The 13,860-nt window shown below is 72.0% G+C and carries 14 protein-coding genes; 6 read left to right on the plus strand and 8 right to left on the minus strand.

Annotated elements, in window-relative coordinates; genetic code table 11:
* The first annotated feature begins 157 nt into the window (after positions 1-157).
* The 4 genes from OG627_RS11005 to OG627_RS11020 are packed head-to-tail and all read left to right on the plus strand — an operon-like array spanning position 158 to position 4,084.
* Positions 158-409: a hypothetical protein gene (locus OG627_RS11005; RefSeq protein ID WP_329063894.1), complete on the plus strand. Its 252-nt coding sequence runs from the start codon at positions 158-160 to the stop codon at positions 407-409.
* Between the two features lie 59 nt (positions 410-468).
* The gene (locus OG627_RS11010) at positions 469-1,311 is read left to right on the plus strand and encodes a hypothetical protein (RefSeq protein ID WP_329063896.1); all 843 of its coding nucleotides are present in this window, start codon (positions 469-471) and stop codon (positions 1,309-1,311) included.
* Positions 1,312-1,334: 23 nt separating this feature from the next.
* A complete protein-coding gene (locus OG627_RS11015; protein ID WP_329063899.1) occupies positions 1,335-3,302 on the plus strand; it encodes a fumarate reductase/succinate dehydrogenase flavoprotein subunit in 1,968 nt (655 codons plus the stop codon).
* The gene (locus OG627_RS11020) at positions 3,299-4,084 is read left to right on the plus strand and encodes a succinate dehydrogenase/fumarate reductase iron-sulfur subunit (RefSeq protein ID WP_329063900.1); all 786 of its coding nucleotides are present in this window, start codon (positions 3,299-3,301) and stop codon (positions 4,082-4,084) included. Before OG627_RS11015 ends, OG627_RS11020 begins: the two co-directional genes overlap by 4 nt.
* Before the next feature lie 109 nt (positions 4,085-4,193).
* On the opposite strand, the gene OG627_RS11025 is transcribed toward OG627_RS11020, so the two are convergent.
* The 3 genes from OG627_RS11025 to OG627_RS11035 are packed head-to-tail and all read right to left on the minus strand — an operon-like array spanning position 4,194 to position 6,815.
* The gene (locus OG627_RS11025) at positions 4,194-4,748 is read right to left on the minus strand and encodes an isochorismatase family protein (RefSeq protein WP_329063902.1); all 555 of its coding nucleotides are present in this window, start codon (positions 4,746-4,748) and stop codon (positions 4,194-4,196) included.
* Between the two features lie 38 nt (positions 4,749-4,786).
* Positions 4,787-6,355 carry an MFS transporter gene (locus OG627_RS11030; protein ID WP_443073450.1) on the minus strand — a complete coding sequence of 523 codons (1,569 nt, stop codon included), beginning with the start codon at positions 6,353-6,355 and terminating at the stop codon, positions 4,787-4,789.
* A complete protein-coding gene (locus OG627_RS11035; RefSeq protein WP_329063904.1) occupies positions 6,330-6,815 on the minus strand; it encodes a MarR family winged helix-turn-helix transcriptional regulator in 486 nt (161 codons plus the stop codon). The genes OG627_RS11030 and OG627_RS11035 overlap by 26 nt, the downstream gene beginning before the upstream one ends.
* A gap of 128 nt (positions 6,816-6,943) precedes the next feature.
* Here OG627_RS11035 and OG627_RS11040 point away from each other — a divergent pair, with 128 nt between their 5' ends.
* Positions 6,944-7,372, plus strand: coding sequence for a hypothetical protein (locus tag OG627_RS11040; protein ID WP_329063906.1), 429 nt, complete (start codon positions 6,944-6,946; stop codon positions 7,370-7,372).
* Between the two features lie 34 nt (positions 7,373-7,406).
* Here OG627_RS11040 and OG627_RS11045 read toward each other — a convergent pair whose 3' ends face one another.
* The 5 genes from OG627_RS11045 to OG627_RS11065 form a co-directional block, all read right to left on the minus strand.
* Positions 7,407-9,965, minus strand: coding sequence for a SpoIIE family protein phosphatase (locus OG627_RS11045; protein WP_329063909.1), 2,559 nt, complete (start codon positions 9,963-9,965; stop codon positions 7,407-7,409).
* A 146-nt stretch (positions 9,966-10,111) separates the two neighbouring features.
* Positions 10,112-10,651 (minus strand): ATP-binding protein, encoded by a 540-nt coding sequence (locus OG627_RS11050; RefSeq protein ID WP_329063910.1) that lies wholly within the window; start codon positions 10,649-10,651, stop codon positions 10,112-10,114.
* Positions 10,652-10,720: 69 nt separating this feature from the next.
* On the minus strand, positions 10,721-11,122 hold the full coding sequence (locus OG627_RS11055; RefSeq protein WP_329063912.1) for a (deoxy)nucleoside triphosphate pyrophosphohydrolase: 402 nt from the start codon (positions 11,120-11,122) through the stop codon (positions 10,721-10,723).
* Positions 11,123-11,306: 184 nt separating this feature from the next.
* Positions 11,307-11,486, minus strand: a complete 180-nt coding sequence (locus tag OG627_RS11060) for an SPOR domain-containing protein (protein ID WP_329063914.1) — start codon at positions 11,484-11,486, stop codon at positions 11,307-11,309.
* Positions 11,487-11,814: 328 nt separating this feature from the next.
* Positions 11,815-12,567 (minus strand): GntR family transcriptional regulator, encoded by a 753-nt coding sequence (locus OG627_RS11065; RefSeq protein WP_329063916.1) that lies wholly within the window; start codon positions 12,565-12,567, stop codon positions 11,815-11,817.
* A gap of 142 nt (positions 12,568-12,709) precedes the next feature.
* Here OG627_RS11065 and OG627_RS11070 point away from each other — a divergent pair, with 142 nt between their 5' ends.
* Complete coding sequence (locus OG627_RS11070; protein ID WP_443073451.1) at positions 12,710-13,816, plus strand: threonine synthase; 1,107 nt, start codon at positions 12,710-12,712, stop codon at positions 13,814-13,816.
* Positions 13,817-13,860: the final 44 nt, after the last annotated feature.

The following is a 13,860-nucleotide window of genomic DNA, read 5'->3' on the forward strand; positions in this document are numbered from 1 at the left end:
CCCCGCGCGGGCCCCCCTGGACCCCCCTAAATCCCGACGCGGCCTTCACAAGGACCGATGTGACGCGCGACACTCGCAGGAAGCACAGAGAGCACCCGGGAAGTGACTCTGGGAATCCCCCGTAGCCCACTGGTGATCGTGGAAATGAGGGCAACTCATGTCCCTGCAAGAGGAAATGACAGCGGTCAGGCGTCGCCTGGACGATCTGGTCCGCACGGTGGAGCAGCTGGAGCGGAACCTCCCCCGCACCCCGGGGAACGGGCCGCACGCCCCCGGGAGCGAGCCGCGCGCCTGCGCGCCCGCCCGGGTGGAGGACCTGGTCACCATCCCCGACACCCCGTACGACAGCACGCTGTGGACGGACTCGGACGACGAGGGCTTGGGCGTGCGCGACCGGCGCGCGCCTTAGCGCCCGAAAGCACCGGAGCGTCGTACGACCCAGGATCGCAACGGACCGAGGAGACGTCTTTGGCCACCGGAACCGAACCACCACCGCCCCGGACCACGGGACCCTCCGGCGGTACGGGTGTACGCGGCGCCTCCCGCGCCGCCATCGCGGCGCGCCATCTGCGGACGGACCGCTGGTGGCTGGCGCCCGCCGGGACCGCCGCGGGGCTCCTCGCCTTCGTCGTCTACTCGACCTGGCGCGCCTTCTCCGGCAGCGACTACTACGCGGCTCCCTACGTCTCGCCGTTCTACTCCCCCTGTCTGGCGGAGAGCTGCGTCCCGATGCGGCACGGCCCCAACTGGGAGCTGTTCGGCGGCTGGTGGGGGCTGTCCCCCGCGCTGCTGATCCTGATCTTCCCGCTGGGCTTCCGGCTGACCTGCTACTACTACCGCAAGGCGTACTACCGGGGCTTCTGGGCCTCGCCGCCCGCCTGCGCCGTCGCCGAGCCGCACAAGAAGTACACCGGCGAGACCCGCTTCCCGCTGATCCTCCAGAACATCCACCGGTACTTCTTCTACGCGGCTCTGCTGGTCGCCTGCGTCCTGACGTACGACACCGCGCTGACCTTCCGCGACGAGGAGTACGCCTGGGGCCATCTGGGCCTCGGTTCGCTGATCTTCCTCGTCAACATCGTTCTGATCTGGGCGTACACCGTCTCCTGCCACTCCTGCCGGCACATCGTCGGCGGCCGGCTGCGGCACTTCTCGAAACACCCGGTGCGCTACCGGCTGTGGAGCTGGGCCGGGAAGCTGAACAGCCGCCACATGCAGCTGGCCTGGGCGTCGCTGGTCAGCGTCGCCGCCTGCGACTTCTACGTCTATCTGCTCGCCTCCGGGGCCTTCACCGACCCGCGTCTGTTCTGATCACCAGGGGGGAATCGTCCGACATGACGCAACTCGAACGCCGGGCCTGGGACGTCGTGGTGGTGGGCGCGGGAGGTGCCGGGCTGCGGGCCGCCGTCGAGGCGCGCGAGCGGGGCGCCCGTACGGCCGTCATCTGCAAGTCCCTCTTCGGCAAGGCCCATACGGTGATGGCCGAGGGCGGAATCGCCGCCTCCATGGGCAATGTCAACTCCGGCGACAACTGGCAGACCCACTTCCGCGACACCCTGCGCGGCGGAAAGTTCCTCAACCAGTGGCGGATGGCCGAGCTGCACGCGCGCGAGGCGCCCGACCGGGTCTGGGAGCTGGAGACCTGGGGCGCGCTCTTCGACCGCACCCCCGACGGCCGGATCTCCCAGCGCAACTTCGGCGGTCACGAGTACCCGCGCCTCGCCCACGTCGGCGACCGCACCGGCCTGGAGCTGATCCGTACGCTCCAGCAGAAGATCGTCTCGCTCCAGCAGGAGGACTTCCGGGAGTACGGCGACCACGAGGCGCGGCTCAAGGTCTACCAGGAGTGCACGGTCACCCGGCTGCTGAAGGACGGCGACCGGATCGCGGGGACCTTCTGCTACGAGCGCGAGTCCGGCCGCTTCTTCGTGCTGGAGGCCCCCTCCGTGGTGCTCGCCACCGGCGGCATCGGCAAGTCCTTCAAGGTGACGTCGAACTCCTGGGAGTACACCGGCGACGGGCACGCGCTGGCGCTGCTCGCCGGCGCCCCGCTGCTGAACATGGAGTTCGTGCAGTTCCATCCGACCGGGATGGTCTGGCCGCCCTCGGTCAAGGGCATCCTCGTCACCGAATCCGTGCGCGGGGACGGCGGGGTGCTGCGCAACTCCGAGGGCAGACGGTTCATGTTCGACTACGTCCCCGATGTCTTCAAGGAGAAGTACGCGGAGTCCGAGGAGGAGGGCGACCGCTGGTACGAGGACCCCGACCGCAACCGCCGCCCGCCCGAGCTGCTGCCGCGCGACGAGGTGGCCCGCGCCATCAACTCCGAGGTGAAGGCGGGCCGGGGCTCCCCGCACGGCGGGGTCTTCCTGGACGTCTCGACACGGATGCCCGCGGAGGTGATCCGGCGTCGGCTGCCGTCGATGTACCACCAGTTCAAGGAGCTGGCGGATGTCGACATCACGGCGGAGGCGATGGAGGTCGGACCGACCTGCCACTACGTGATGGGCGGCGTCGCCGTCGAATCGGAGACCGCCGCCGCGCCGGGCGTCGCGGGGCTGTACGCGGCGGGCGAGGTGGCGGGCGGGATGCACGGCTCCAACCGGCTCGGCGGGAACTCCCTCTCCGACCTGCTGGTCTTCGGACGGCGGGCCGGGCTGTACGCGGCGCGGTACGCGAGCGGGTTCGCGGACGCTGCCGGAGGCACCGCCCGCCCGGTCCCGGACCAGGGACAGATCGACGCGGCGGCGGCCGAGGCGCTGCGGCCGTTCGGCGCGGAGGGGCATGTGGCGGAGGGGCCTGTGGCGCGGGGGCCGGCGGCGGACGGCTCCGGCACCGTGCCGCCGGGCCCGGAGAACCCGTACAGCGTCCATCAGGAACTCCAGCGGACGATGAACGACCTGGTCGGCATCATCAGAACCGAGGCCGAGATGGTCCGGGCGCTGGAGAAGCTGGCCGAGCTGCGGCTGCGGGCCGCGCGCGCCGGGGTCGAGGGGCACCGGCAGTTCAATCCCGGCTGGCACCTCGCGCTCGATCTGCGGAACATGCTGCTGGTCAGCGAGTGCGTGGCGCGCGCGGCCCTGGAGCGTACGGAGAGCCGCGGCGGCCACACCAGGGAGGACCATCCGGCCATGGCCGCCGACTGGCGGCGGATCAATCTGTACTGCCGGCTCAAGGACAGCCCGGGCGGCCGGATCGCGCTCACCCGGCGGACCACCGAGCCCATCCGTCCGGACCTGCTCGCCCTGTTCGACAAGGAAGAGCTGGTCAAGTATCTCGCCGAAGAGGAGCTTCACGGATGAACGCGAGCGCTTCCGCCTCCTACGAGGCGACGTTCCGGATCTGGCGGGGCGACGCGGACGGCGGGGAGCTGAAGGACTTCGCCGTCGAGGTGAACGACGGCGAGGTCGTCCTCGACATCGTCCACCGGATCCAGGCGACACAGGCGGCGGATCTGGCGGTGCGCTGGAACTGCAAGGCGGGCAAGTGCGGTTCGTGCAGCGCGGAGGTCAACGGACGGCCCCGGCTGATGTGCATGACCCGGATGTCGGTCTTCTCCCGCGAGGAGACCGTCACCGTCACCCCGCTGCGCGCCTTCCCGGTGATCCGCGATCTGGTGACGGACGTGTCCTTCAACTACGCGAAGGCGCGCGAGATCCCGGCCTTCGTGCCGCCGCCGGGGGTGGCGGCCGGGGAGTACCGGATGCGGCAGATCGATGTGGAGCGCTCGCAGGAGTTCCGCAAGTGCATCGAGTGCTTCCTGTGCCAGGACACCTGCCATGTGGTGCGGGACCACGAGGAGAACAAGGCCGCCTTCGCCGGGCCGCGCTTCCTGATGCGGGTGGCCGAGCTGGACATGCATCCGCTGGACGCGGCCGGGGAGGCGGGGATCGACCGCGCGAAGGCCGCGCAGGACGAGCACGGGCTGGGCTACTGCAACATCACGAAGTGCTGTACGGAGGTGTGCCCCGAGCACATCAGGATCACGGACAACGCGCTGATCCCGCTGAAGGAGCGGGCGGTGGACCGCAAGTACGACCCGCTGGTGTGGCTGGGCAGCAGGATCGGGCGCCAGCGCGGCTGACGTACGGGAGGAGCCCGCCCGTACCGCACGCGGGACGGCGCACGGTACGGGCGGGGCCCCGCCGGACGGCGGCGGGCTCCGACGGGCTCCGACGGGCTCCGACGGATCCTCAGCCGAGCAGCTTCAGGATCGCCTCGGTCGTGTCGGTCTCGGCGAGCGTCGGGAAGATCTTCCCGACGGAGTTGTCGTGCACGCCCCCGTCCATGTCGGTGACCGCGTCGGTGGCGATGGTGACGTGGTAGCCGTGCTCGTGGGCGGCGCGGGCCGTGGACTCGACGCCCTTGCTGGTGGCGATGCCGGCCACCACGACCTGGGTGACGCCCCTGCGGCGCAGCTGGAGGTCGAGGTCGGTGGCGTGGAAGGCGCCGAACGTGTGCTTGGTGACGACGATGTCGCTGTCCCGCTGCCCCAGTTCGGGCGCGAAGTCGGCCCAGTCGGGGGCGGGCAGACCACCGGCGCGCGGGGGCTCCTCCGTACGGCCCGGCGCCCGGCCGGTGACCCGTACGAGCACGACGGGCAGGTCCTTCGCCCGGAAGGCGGCGGCGAGTTCGGCCGCGCGCCGCACGACACCGGCGGCGGGGTGGACGGTGGGCAGTCCGACGATGCCCTTCTGGAGGTCGACGACGACCAGTGCGGTCCTGGGGTCGAGGGTGGTGGCGGTCATGGTGTTGCTCCTTGCGGTGAGGGGTCGGTGCCGGGCGCTCAGTGGCGTACGCCCCGGGCGGGGCGCAGGGCCCGGTCGGTGAGGGTCAGGAGGATCAGGAACACCCCGAGGAGGGCGCAAGCGCCCGCCATGAGGCGCAGACCGCTGTCGCTCGCCCGCTGTCCGTAGGCGAGGGCGATCAGGCTGGAGGCGGAGATGGCGCCGATGTACTGCGCGGTGCGCTGGAGTCCGGCGGCGGAGCCGATGGACTCGGGCGGCGCGTGGGCCTGCACGGCGGCCTGGTTGCTGGTCCCGATCAGCCCCTGCGGCACGCCGAAGCAGACCCCGGCGAGCAGCAGGACGGGCAGCGGCGTGGAGCCGCTGAAGAAGAACAGCAGGACGGCGCCGCCGGTCAGCGAGAGACAGCCGAGGGTCAGCGGGCCGCGTATCCCCTTGGTACGGGCGCCGAGCAGCGAACAGACCAGCGCGGCCAGGGACATCGGCAGCATGAGCAGCCCGGTGTCCCCGGAGGAGAAGCCCCTGGCCTCCTCCAGCCACTGGGTGTAGCCGTACATCACGCAGTAGATCAGCAGATAGCTGGTGCCGTGCCGCAGATAGGTGCGGGCGAGCGGGCCGTTGGCGGCGATCATCCGCAGATCGATGAACGGCCGCGGCCTGCGCAGCTGCCACCAGGCGAGCAGACCGGCCAGGACGGCGAAGGGCGCGAGCAGCCACCACACCGGAGGGGCGAGGTCGAGGAGGAAGAAGACGAGGACGGTGAGGGCGGTGGCGAACAGCCCTATGCCGAGCGGGTCGAGCGACCTGCCGAGCGACTCGCCGGAGGGCGCCAGCGCCCGGGGCGGATCGGCGGGGATCCAGAGCGTTCCGACGACGAAGGCGATCAGCGCGACGGGCAGGTTGACGGCGAAGATCCCCCGCCAGCCGACCAGCATCACCAGCACCCCGCCGAGGGTGGGCCCGACGGCCATGCAGCCGAGCGTGGCGAAGGAGAGCCGGGCCAGTACGGGACGGGGAGCGGGCCGGCCGACCCGGCGGCCCTCGTCGCGCAGCACGGACATGGCGGCCGGATAGGCGGAGGACGTGCCGACGCCGAGGAGCAGCCGGGAGACGATCAGCCAGCCGAAGGACGGCGCCGCCATGCCGATCAGTCCGGACGCGAAGACGACGACCAGTCCGGCGAGGAAGATCCGGCGCGCGCCGAGCGTGTCGGCGAGCTTGCCGAGGACGGGCTGGGCGACGGCGCTGGCGAGATAGAGCACGGAGATCAGCCACGCGGTGTCGGCGGCGCCGATCCCGAAGTGGTGCCCGATCGCCACCAGCGCGGTGGAGATCATAGTGGTGTTGAGCGGGTTCAGTACGGAGCCGAGGAGCAGCGGCGCGGTGAGACGGGCGCTGAACCCGGGGACGGAGGGGGACCCGGGGACGGGCGGGGACGCGGGAGCCGGTACGGCGACGGTGGCCGCGGATCCGGCGGCCGGTTCCGCGCCCGTACCGCCCGTACCACCCGTACCACCCGCGCCCGTACTTGCTTGCGATACGTCCGTACCGACGCCCGCGCCGCGTGCCGCGCGGCCTGCCGGGTTATCGCCTGCCTCCGTCCGAGTCACCCCCTTCGACCAGCCGCTCCAGCAGCGTCACGGCCTCGGCCAGCGCCCGGCGTTCGGCGGCGTCCAGTTCGCGGGCCATGACCTCGGTCAGCCAGCCCCGCTTGGCCGCGCGCAGCTCGGCGAGCGTGGTCAGGCCGGTCCGGGTGGCCGACACGACGGACTGCCGGCCGTCGTCGGGGTCGGGCGTCCGCTCGACCATGCCCTGTTCCTCCAGGGCGGCGAGGGTCAGCCGCATGGACTGCGGGCGTACGTACTCGGCGCGGGCCAGGGCCGCCGTCGTGGCCGGGCCTTCCGCCTCCAGCCGCGCCAGGACCGTGCGCTGGGAGGGCGTGAGCCTGCTGTCGTGGCCCGCGGCCACCCGCATGCGCCGCGCGAGTCTGCCGACCACGGTGGTGACGTCGTCCGCCAGACGCTCGGCGGTCGGCGTCTCCACCGGCGGGCCTTCGGGCTGTTCGGTCATCTGTTCACCGTAGGAGGTAGACAGGCAACCTTGCAAGTTTCCCTGCCTTCCTCCACCTGGAAGGCGCCCGCGCCCGCCGTACAGTCCGGTCGCGCACCCCCTTATCGGGACATAATCTCCCGATTGTGATGACTTCCGCGCGCGCCACCCGGACCCGGACAGCCGCCCGGGCCGTGCTCGCGCTGCTGGTCCTGGCGTGCTGGCTGGCGGGACCGGGTACGGAGGGCGCGCGGGCCGAGGGGCCGGTGACGCTCGACAAGCAGGGTCGGATCACCGACAGGGCGGGCGCGCTCGGCGACGACCGGGCCGGGGCGTGCCGGGCACTCGACCGGCCGCACGCGTGCCACCACGTCCGGCTGTCCGCCGGGGACGTACGCGATCCGCACAGGAGCCCGGCCGACCAGGGCGCGGCGGTCAATCTCGTACTGCCCGTCGCCGTGGTGCTCGGCTCCGCGGGCGTCGCCGCGTACACGTACACCAAGCGCAAGCGGCGGATGGCGCGCCGCACGACACCGGGCGGCGGGCGCGCTCTCAGCGGGCGCGGCCGCGCCCGCTGAGAGCGCGCCCGCCGGGCCGCCCGGGACCGCGCCCTCAGAACATGCTCAGCAGCTGCTCCACCGTCGGCTCCGCCGCCGTGCCCCCGTCGGGCAGGGCGAGTTCGAACCAGACCGTCTTGCCGCGCGGGGTACGGCGCGAGCCCCACGCCGCGCTCATCAGCCCGACCAGTTGCAGCCCCCGGCCGCCCTCGTCGGTGTCGCGGGCCCTGCGGCGCCTGGGCTGCACCAGGCCCGCGTCCCACACCTCGCAGACGAGGGTGCGGTCGCGCAGCAGCCGCAGCCTGATCTCGCCCTCGCCGTACCGCAGGGCGTTGGTGACCAGCTCGCTGACGAGCAGTTCGACCGTGTCGACCAGCGGTTCGAGGTCCCAGGCGACCAGCTGCGCACGGGAGAGTTCCCGGGCCCGGCCGACCGAGCGCGGCTCGCGCGGCAGCCGCCAGTCACCGACCGCCTCGGTGGGCAGCCCCTGGATACGGGCCATCAGCAGGGCGATGTCGTCCTCGCCGTGCCGGGTGTCGAGGGTGTTCAGCACGTGGTCGCAGACGTCCTCCAGGGGCCGGCCCTGGTTGGCGAGGGCCGCCCGGAGCGCGGTGAGCCCCTCGTCCAGCGGCTGGTCCCTGGACTCGACCAGCCCGTCCGTGTAGAGCGCGAGGAGCGCTCCCTCCGCCAGATCCACCTCGACCTGCTCGAACGGCTCGCCGCCCACCCCGAGCGGCATCCCCGGCGGTACGTCGAGCATCAGCGCCTCCTCGCCCGGTTCGACCACGGCGGGCGGCAGATGCCCGGCGTTGGCGAACGTGCAGCGCCGGGTGACCGGGTCGTAGACCGCGTACACACAGGTGGCGAGGTAGACCTCGGAGAGGTCCGCGTCCCGTGACTTGTGCGCGACGCGCGACGCCTGCTGGGCCCCGCTGGGCGTGCCGAGGCCGCGGGCGATCTCGTCCAGCGCGGAGAGCACCTCGGCGGGCTCCAGATCGAGCAGCGCCAGGGTCCTTACGGCCGTACGGAGTTCGCCCATGGCGACCGCGGCGCGCAGACCGCGTCCCATGACGTCGCCCACGACCAGCGCGGTCCGGTGGCCGGGCAGCTCGATGACGTCGAACCAGTCGCCGCCGACCTCGGTGGCCGTGGTGCCCGGCAGATAGCGGCAGGCGATGTCGAGACCCGCCGCCTCGGGGTCGCCGGGCGGCAGCAGGCTGCGCTGGAGGATCAGCGCGCGCTCGTGCTCCCTGCGGTAGAGGCGGGCGTTGTCGATACAGACGGCGGCGCGCGCGGCCAGCTCCACGGCCAGGAAGCGGTCCCGTTCGCCGAACGGCTCGCTGCCCTTCGTACGGGAGAACTGGACCAGCCCGATGACGGTGTCGTGCGCGACCATCGGGACGGCGAAGCTGGACTGGACCAGGCTGCCCGCCTCGCCCGGGATGGTCTGCACCTGTCCGGTGCGCAGGGCGTTCGCGCTGAGCGAGCTGAAGGGGAAGCGGTGGACCGCGCCGACGTCCGGCGGTACGTACCCCTCGTCGTCGGTGCCGACGGGACCCGTCAGCGGCCCGTCGGAGACGGCGCTCGCGAAGCCGACCCTGCGCAGCCGGGCGCTGCCGCCGCCGGACTCGGCGCCGGAGGACTCCCAGCGCCCCGGCGGCGCCTCCTCGCCGGTGATCAGCGACTGGTACAGGTCGACGGAGGCGAGGTCGCAGAAGCCGGGCACGGCGACGTCGAGCAGCTCGCGGGCGGTGGTCTCCAGATCCAGCGAGTTGCCGATCCGGGCGCTCGCCTCGTTGAGGAGCGCGAGATTGCGGCGGGCGCTGGCGGCCTCGCGGGCGGCGGCGTGCCGGTGCGTGACATCGGTGCCGACCCCGGCGATGCCGAGGACGTTCCCGGAACCGCTGTGGACGCGGTAGAGGTTCAGCGACCAGTTGCGGCGCTCCTGGTCGGCCGGCCTGACGCCGACGATCGGCAGGTCGGTGACGGACTCCCCCGTCTCCAGGACCCGCTGGAGCGCGGCGGTCAGCCGGTCGGCCTCGGAGCGGGAAAGGTAGTCGTACGCCGTGCGGCCCCGGTGATCGGTGACCCCGCCGCCGAAGACGGTGGCGAAACGCTGGTTGGCGCGCTGCACTCTGAGGTCCGTGCCGAACAGGAGAAACCCGAAGGGAGATTGGCCGAAAATAGCCTGCGACGATGCCAGGTCGGTTTCGATCCGGCGCAGCGCGCGGACGTCCACGACGATGCAGAGCGCGGCCCGTTCGCCGGTCTCCGTCTCACTGGGCATCACATAGACCTCGGCGAGCCCCGGCTCCCCGCGCCCGCCGGGCGCACGGAAGGGGAGCAGCCCGGTCCACTCCTTGCCGTCGAGGATCTCCCGCACCTTGCGGCGCCCACGCGTCCGCTGATCGGCGGGCATGAGCACCTCAACGGGGTCCCTGCCTCTGACCTCGTGCGCGCCCATGCCGAACAGCTCGGTGGCCCGTTGGCTCCACTGATCGACCAGACCGTCCGGGCCGATCGAGAACGAAGCGGCCTTGATGTAGTCATAGATCGAGCCGGGCGGACTGCTCTGCCATACGACGTCGCCCGCCGCCCCAGATATCTCGCTCACGCGACCGTCCCCTCCAGCTCACGCACCGGACCGGCCTTGCCCGCAGTATTCAGCACTACGGCCCCGGCCGGCACGCCGTTCACGATCACAGCACAGTCTCGCTCTTTTTGAGCCGAGTCGGGCGTGATCGTTGTCCCTTCACACTTCTAACCAGAGAGGGGCAGCTCGAACCACACGGTCTTACCTGTCTTCCCACGTCGCGTTCCCCAACGGCGTGCGGAACAGGCCACGAGACGCAGCCCCCGGCCGCGCTCGTCGTCGGGTCCGGGGGCGCGCTCGACGGGAGGATCGGGAAGCGGATCGGAGATCTCCACCAGCAGGTCGCCGGGCCCGGCGACTTCGGCGGCATCGGCGGCATCGACAGCCTCGGCGACTTCGGCGACTTCAGCGGCTTCGACGGCTTCAGCGGCTTCGGCAAGTGGCGCGGGCGCGGCGGCTTCCGCCGGTACGGCGGTCCGCGCGCCGCCGAGCACCAGCCGTACCCCGATCGGCCCCGACGCGTACCGCAGGGAGTTGGTCATCAACTCGCTCACCAGCAGGACGGCCATCTCCGCGACCGCGACGGGCAGACTCCAGCCGCGGAGCGTGTCGCGCACGACATGGCGGGCGGTGCGCACGGCGTCGGGTTCGGCGGGGAAGGTCCACTCGGCACACGCACCGTTCTCCGTGTCGATCAAGCCGACCACATCCCGAACAGACGGGGGACCCGCGCCTTCTGGGGCGGTAAATATTCACTTACCCGATAATCGGGACAATTACCATCCCGAGGCGGGCAGCAGCCGGGCGGCCTCGGCCACGGCCGGGCGGTCCTGGTCGAGCCAGTCCACCGCGTGGATCTCGTCGGGGCCGAGCCAGCGCAGCTCGTCGTGGTCCTCAAGGGGCCGGGGCTCACCGGAGAGCAGCCGGACCGTCCACACCTGGAGCACCAGACCGGGCTTCAGCGGCCACTCGCCGGGGATCCGCTCCACCGGCCGCGCCTCCACGCCGAGTTCCTCGCGCAGCTCGCGCACGAGGGCCTGCTCCGGCAGCTCCCCCGGCTCCAGCTTTCCGCCGGGCAGCTCCCAGCGCCCGGCCAGCTCGGGCGGCGCGCTCCGGCGAGCGGCCAGCAGCCGCCCCCGGTCGTACACCGCGCCCGCCACCACCACACGATCAGCCATGCGCCGGAGCGTAACGCGGCGCCGGCCGGAGCGACCGCGCGGGCCCGGGCGGGCAGGCGCGAGCGCGGGCGGGGCCACTGACGGGCGCGCGGCCGGAGCCGCGGGAGGACGCGCACAGGGCCGCAGGAGTACGCCTACAGGCGCGTACGGCCCGATTCCGCCCCACCCGTCAGCGGCGGCACCGCTACCGCGCGGACTGACCGACCCGCTCCACCGAGTAGAGCTGCTGATGCCCGCGCCCGTGCAGGCTGTCGGCTATCTTCTGCGCCTCGTCCTGCGTCGCGTACCGGCCGACGCGGTAGCGCGCACCATTGTCGTCCTGCCGTATCACCAGCCAGGGAAGGGCGGTCCCACCGTCGTTCATCGCACCCCTCCCGCCGCCGGCCCGCATCTCTCCGATGATCTCCAGGAAACCGCAATACGCATATGCCCGAGCGTACGCCTGACCTTTACGGAGCGGATACGTGTTTTTACGAAGAGGTACGCATCCGGCCAACAACGCGCCGAAAACAGGGGGGCGGAAACCCGCTGTTCACGCCCCCCATGGCGGATACACCCCACACTCAACCGTCCCGTACGCCCCGCCAAGTCCGCACGAGCACCACGAAAACGGACATCCCGAGCCCGTCGACAGACCGGCTCGGGATCACATGGGCGGACGAGAACGTCCGATACGAGTCATTGACTGCGCGTCACTTGACGGAGAGGTGGTACGCGATGCGGTAGCGGTCGGCGGGGATCACCACGTCCGCCGTCTCGACTGCCCGTCCGGACGCGAAATACGTCCGTTCCAGGACCATCACCACATGGCCCGGCACTCCGCCGAGCGCCATCAGCTCCTCCGCCAGCCCCGGGCGCGCGCCGACCTCCTCCAGGACGTTGTCCACGACGATGTCGATGGCCGCCATCCGCTCGACCACCCCGCAACCGCCGAGCGGCCCCTCCTCGGGGAGCATCACCGGGGTGCGCCCCGTGACCGTGAGCGGCTCCCAGGAGGTGGAGAGCATCATGGGCTCGCCCCCTTCCCGGAAGACGTAGCGCGTGCGCATCACGCGCTCCCCCGGCTCGATCCCGAGCCGGTCGGCGATCTCGGCGCTCGCCTCCTCCTGCTCGCTCCTCGACTCCCAGGTGCCCCGCGCGCCGGCCTCCGTCTGCTCCTGGCGGAACGGGCTGGACCCGGACGGCGGCCGGTAGCCGGAGCGGGCGATACGGCGCGGCACGGGGCGCTCGCGGACATACGTGCCCGACCCGGAACGGCCCTCGACCAGCCCCTCGGCCATCAGCACCTTGCGCGCCTCCAGCGCGACCGTGTCCGAGACGCCGTACTCCTCGCGGATACGGGCCTGCGAGGGCAGCCGAGCGTGCGGCGGCAAAGCACCATTGACGATCTTCTCGCGAAGATCGCTCGCAACGCGCAGATAGGCGGGCTGCTCACCGAAGGCCACGGGCCACTCCCATCAGCTTGACAGACAGCTACAGCCTGGCAACCGTCGGTTGATAACCGCAAGCGTGGGCCATGGTTTCACTCGAAGTGATGATCTTGGGTTTACATCGAGCGCTCCCTGTACGGCTGCCATGCTGACGGCCATGACCACGACGTATCGATGCCCGGCGGACGGCACCCGCGCACCCGTCGAAACGGCCGGCTGGTGCTGCCCCGGCTGCGGCGGCCCCTGGGATCTCGACTTCGACGCCGGTTCTGTACAGCTGGATTCGCTGCCCCGGCGGGTCAACTCCCTCTGGCGGTACGCGGAGGCGCTGCCGCTCGACGCGCCGTCGGTCAGCCTCGGCGAGGGCCGTACGCCACTCGTCGCGCTGACGCCTTCCGTGACCGCCAAGCTCGACTTCCTGATGCCGACGCTCTCCTTCAAGGACCGGGGCGCCGTCATGCTCGTGGAGCTGGCGCGCCGGCTCGGGCCCGAGCGCGTACGGGGGGTGATCGCCGACAGCAGCGGCAACGCGGGCACGGCCGTCGCCGCGTACTGCGCGCGGGCCGGGCTGCCCTGCACCGTGTACGTACCGGAGGCCACCTCCCCCAAGAAGACCGAGCAGATCCGCGCCCACGGCGCCCGCCTGGAACGCGTCGCGGGCGATCGCGAGGCCACCGCCCTGGCCGCCCGCGCCGCCGCCGGCGAACCGCACACCTTCTACGCGAGCCATGTCCACAACCCGTACTTCCTGCACGGCACGAAGACCTACGTCTACGAGCTGTGGGAGGAGTACGGAGGCCGCCTCCCCGGGACGATCGTCGTACCGGTCGGCAATGGCACCCTGCTGCTCGGCGCCGCCCTCGCCGTGGCCGAGCTGTACGGGAACGGCCTCATCACGGAACGCCCCGCGCTGGTGGCCGTCCAGACCGAGGCCGTCTCGCCCCTGGCAACGGCCTTCCACGCGGGCGCCGACGGGCTTCTCCCGGCGCGGGGAGCCGCGCCCGCGCCCACCCTCGCCGAGGGCATCGCCATCCCGAACCCGCCGCGGGCGCGGCAGATCCTGCGCGCGGTCCGCGCGTCCGGCGGCACCTTCCTGACCGTGACCGAGGACCAACTGCGCGCGGCGCAGCGGGACCTGGCCGCCCGCGGTCTCTTCGTGGAGTCGACGGGCGTCGCCTGCTGGGCGGCCGTGCGCGACTGGACGGACGGCTCCGCGGTGGTACCGCTGTGCGGCGCGGGCGCGAAGACGGGGCTGAGCGCGTAGGCGGGGCTGAGCGCGTAGGCGGGGCTGAGCGCGTAGGCGGGGAG

The organism is Streptomyces sp. NBC_01429, from assembly GCF_036231945.1.
Classification (GTDB): domain Bacteria; phylum Actinomycetota; class Actinomycetes; order Streptomycetales; family Streptomycetaceae; genus Streptomyces.

Excerpts from the sequence above, each read along its gene's own strand:
- OG627_RS11005 (WP_329063894.1), top strand. The coding sequence starts at position 158 with ATGTCCCTGCAAGAGGAAATGACAGCGGTCAGGCGTCGCCTGGACGAT.
- OG627_RS11015 (WP_329063899.1), top strand. The coding sequence starts at position 1,335 with ATGACGCAACTCGAACGCCGGGCCTGGGACGTCGTGGTGGTGGGCGCG.
- OG627_RS11020 (WP_329063900.1), top strand. The coding sequence starts at position 3,299 with ATGAACGCGAGCGCTTCCGCCTCCTACGAGGCGACGTTCCGGATCTGG.
- OG627_RS11025 (WP_329063902.1), bottom strand. The coding sequence starts at position 4,748 with ATGACCGCCACCACCCTCGACCCCAGGACCGCACTGGTCGTCGTCGAC.
- OG627_RS11035 (WP_329063904.1), bottom strand. The coding sequence starts at position 6,815 with ATGACCGAACAGCCCGAAGGCCCGCCGGTGGAGACGCCGACCGCCGAG.
- OG627_RS11040 (WP_329063906.1), top strand. The coding sequence starts at position 6,944 with ATGACTTCCGCGCGCGCCACCCGGACCCGGACAGCCGCCCGGGCCGTG.
- OG627_RS11055 (WP_329063912.1), bottom strand. The coding sequence starts at position 11,122 with ATGGCTGATCGTGTGGTGGTGGCGGGCGCGGTGTACGACCGGGGGCGG.
- OG627_RS11060 (WP_329063914.1), bottom strand. The coding sequence starts at position 11,486 with ATGAACGACGGTGGGACCGCCCTTCCCTGGCTGGTGATACGGCAGGAC.
- OG627_RS11070 (WP_443073451.1), top strand. The coding sequence starts at position 12,710 with ATGACCACGACGTATCGATGCCCGGCGGACGGCACCCGCGCACCCGTC.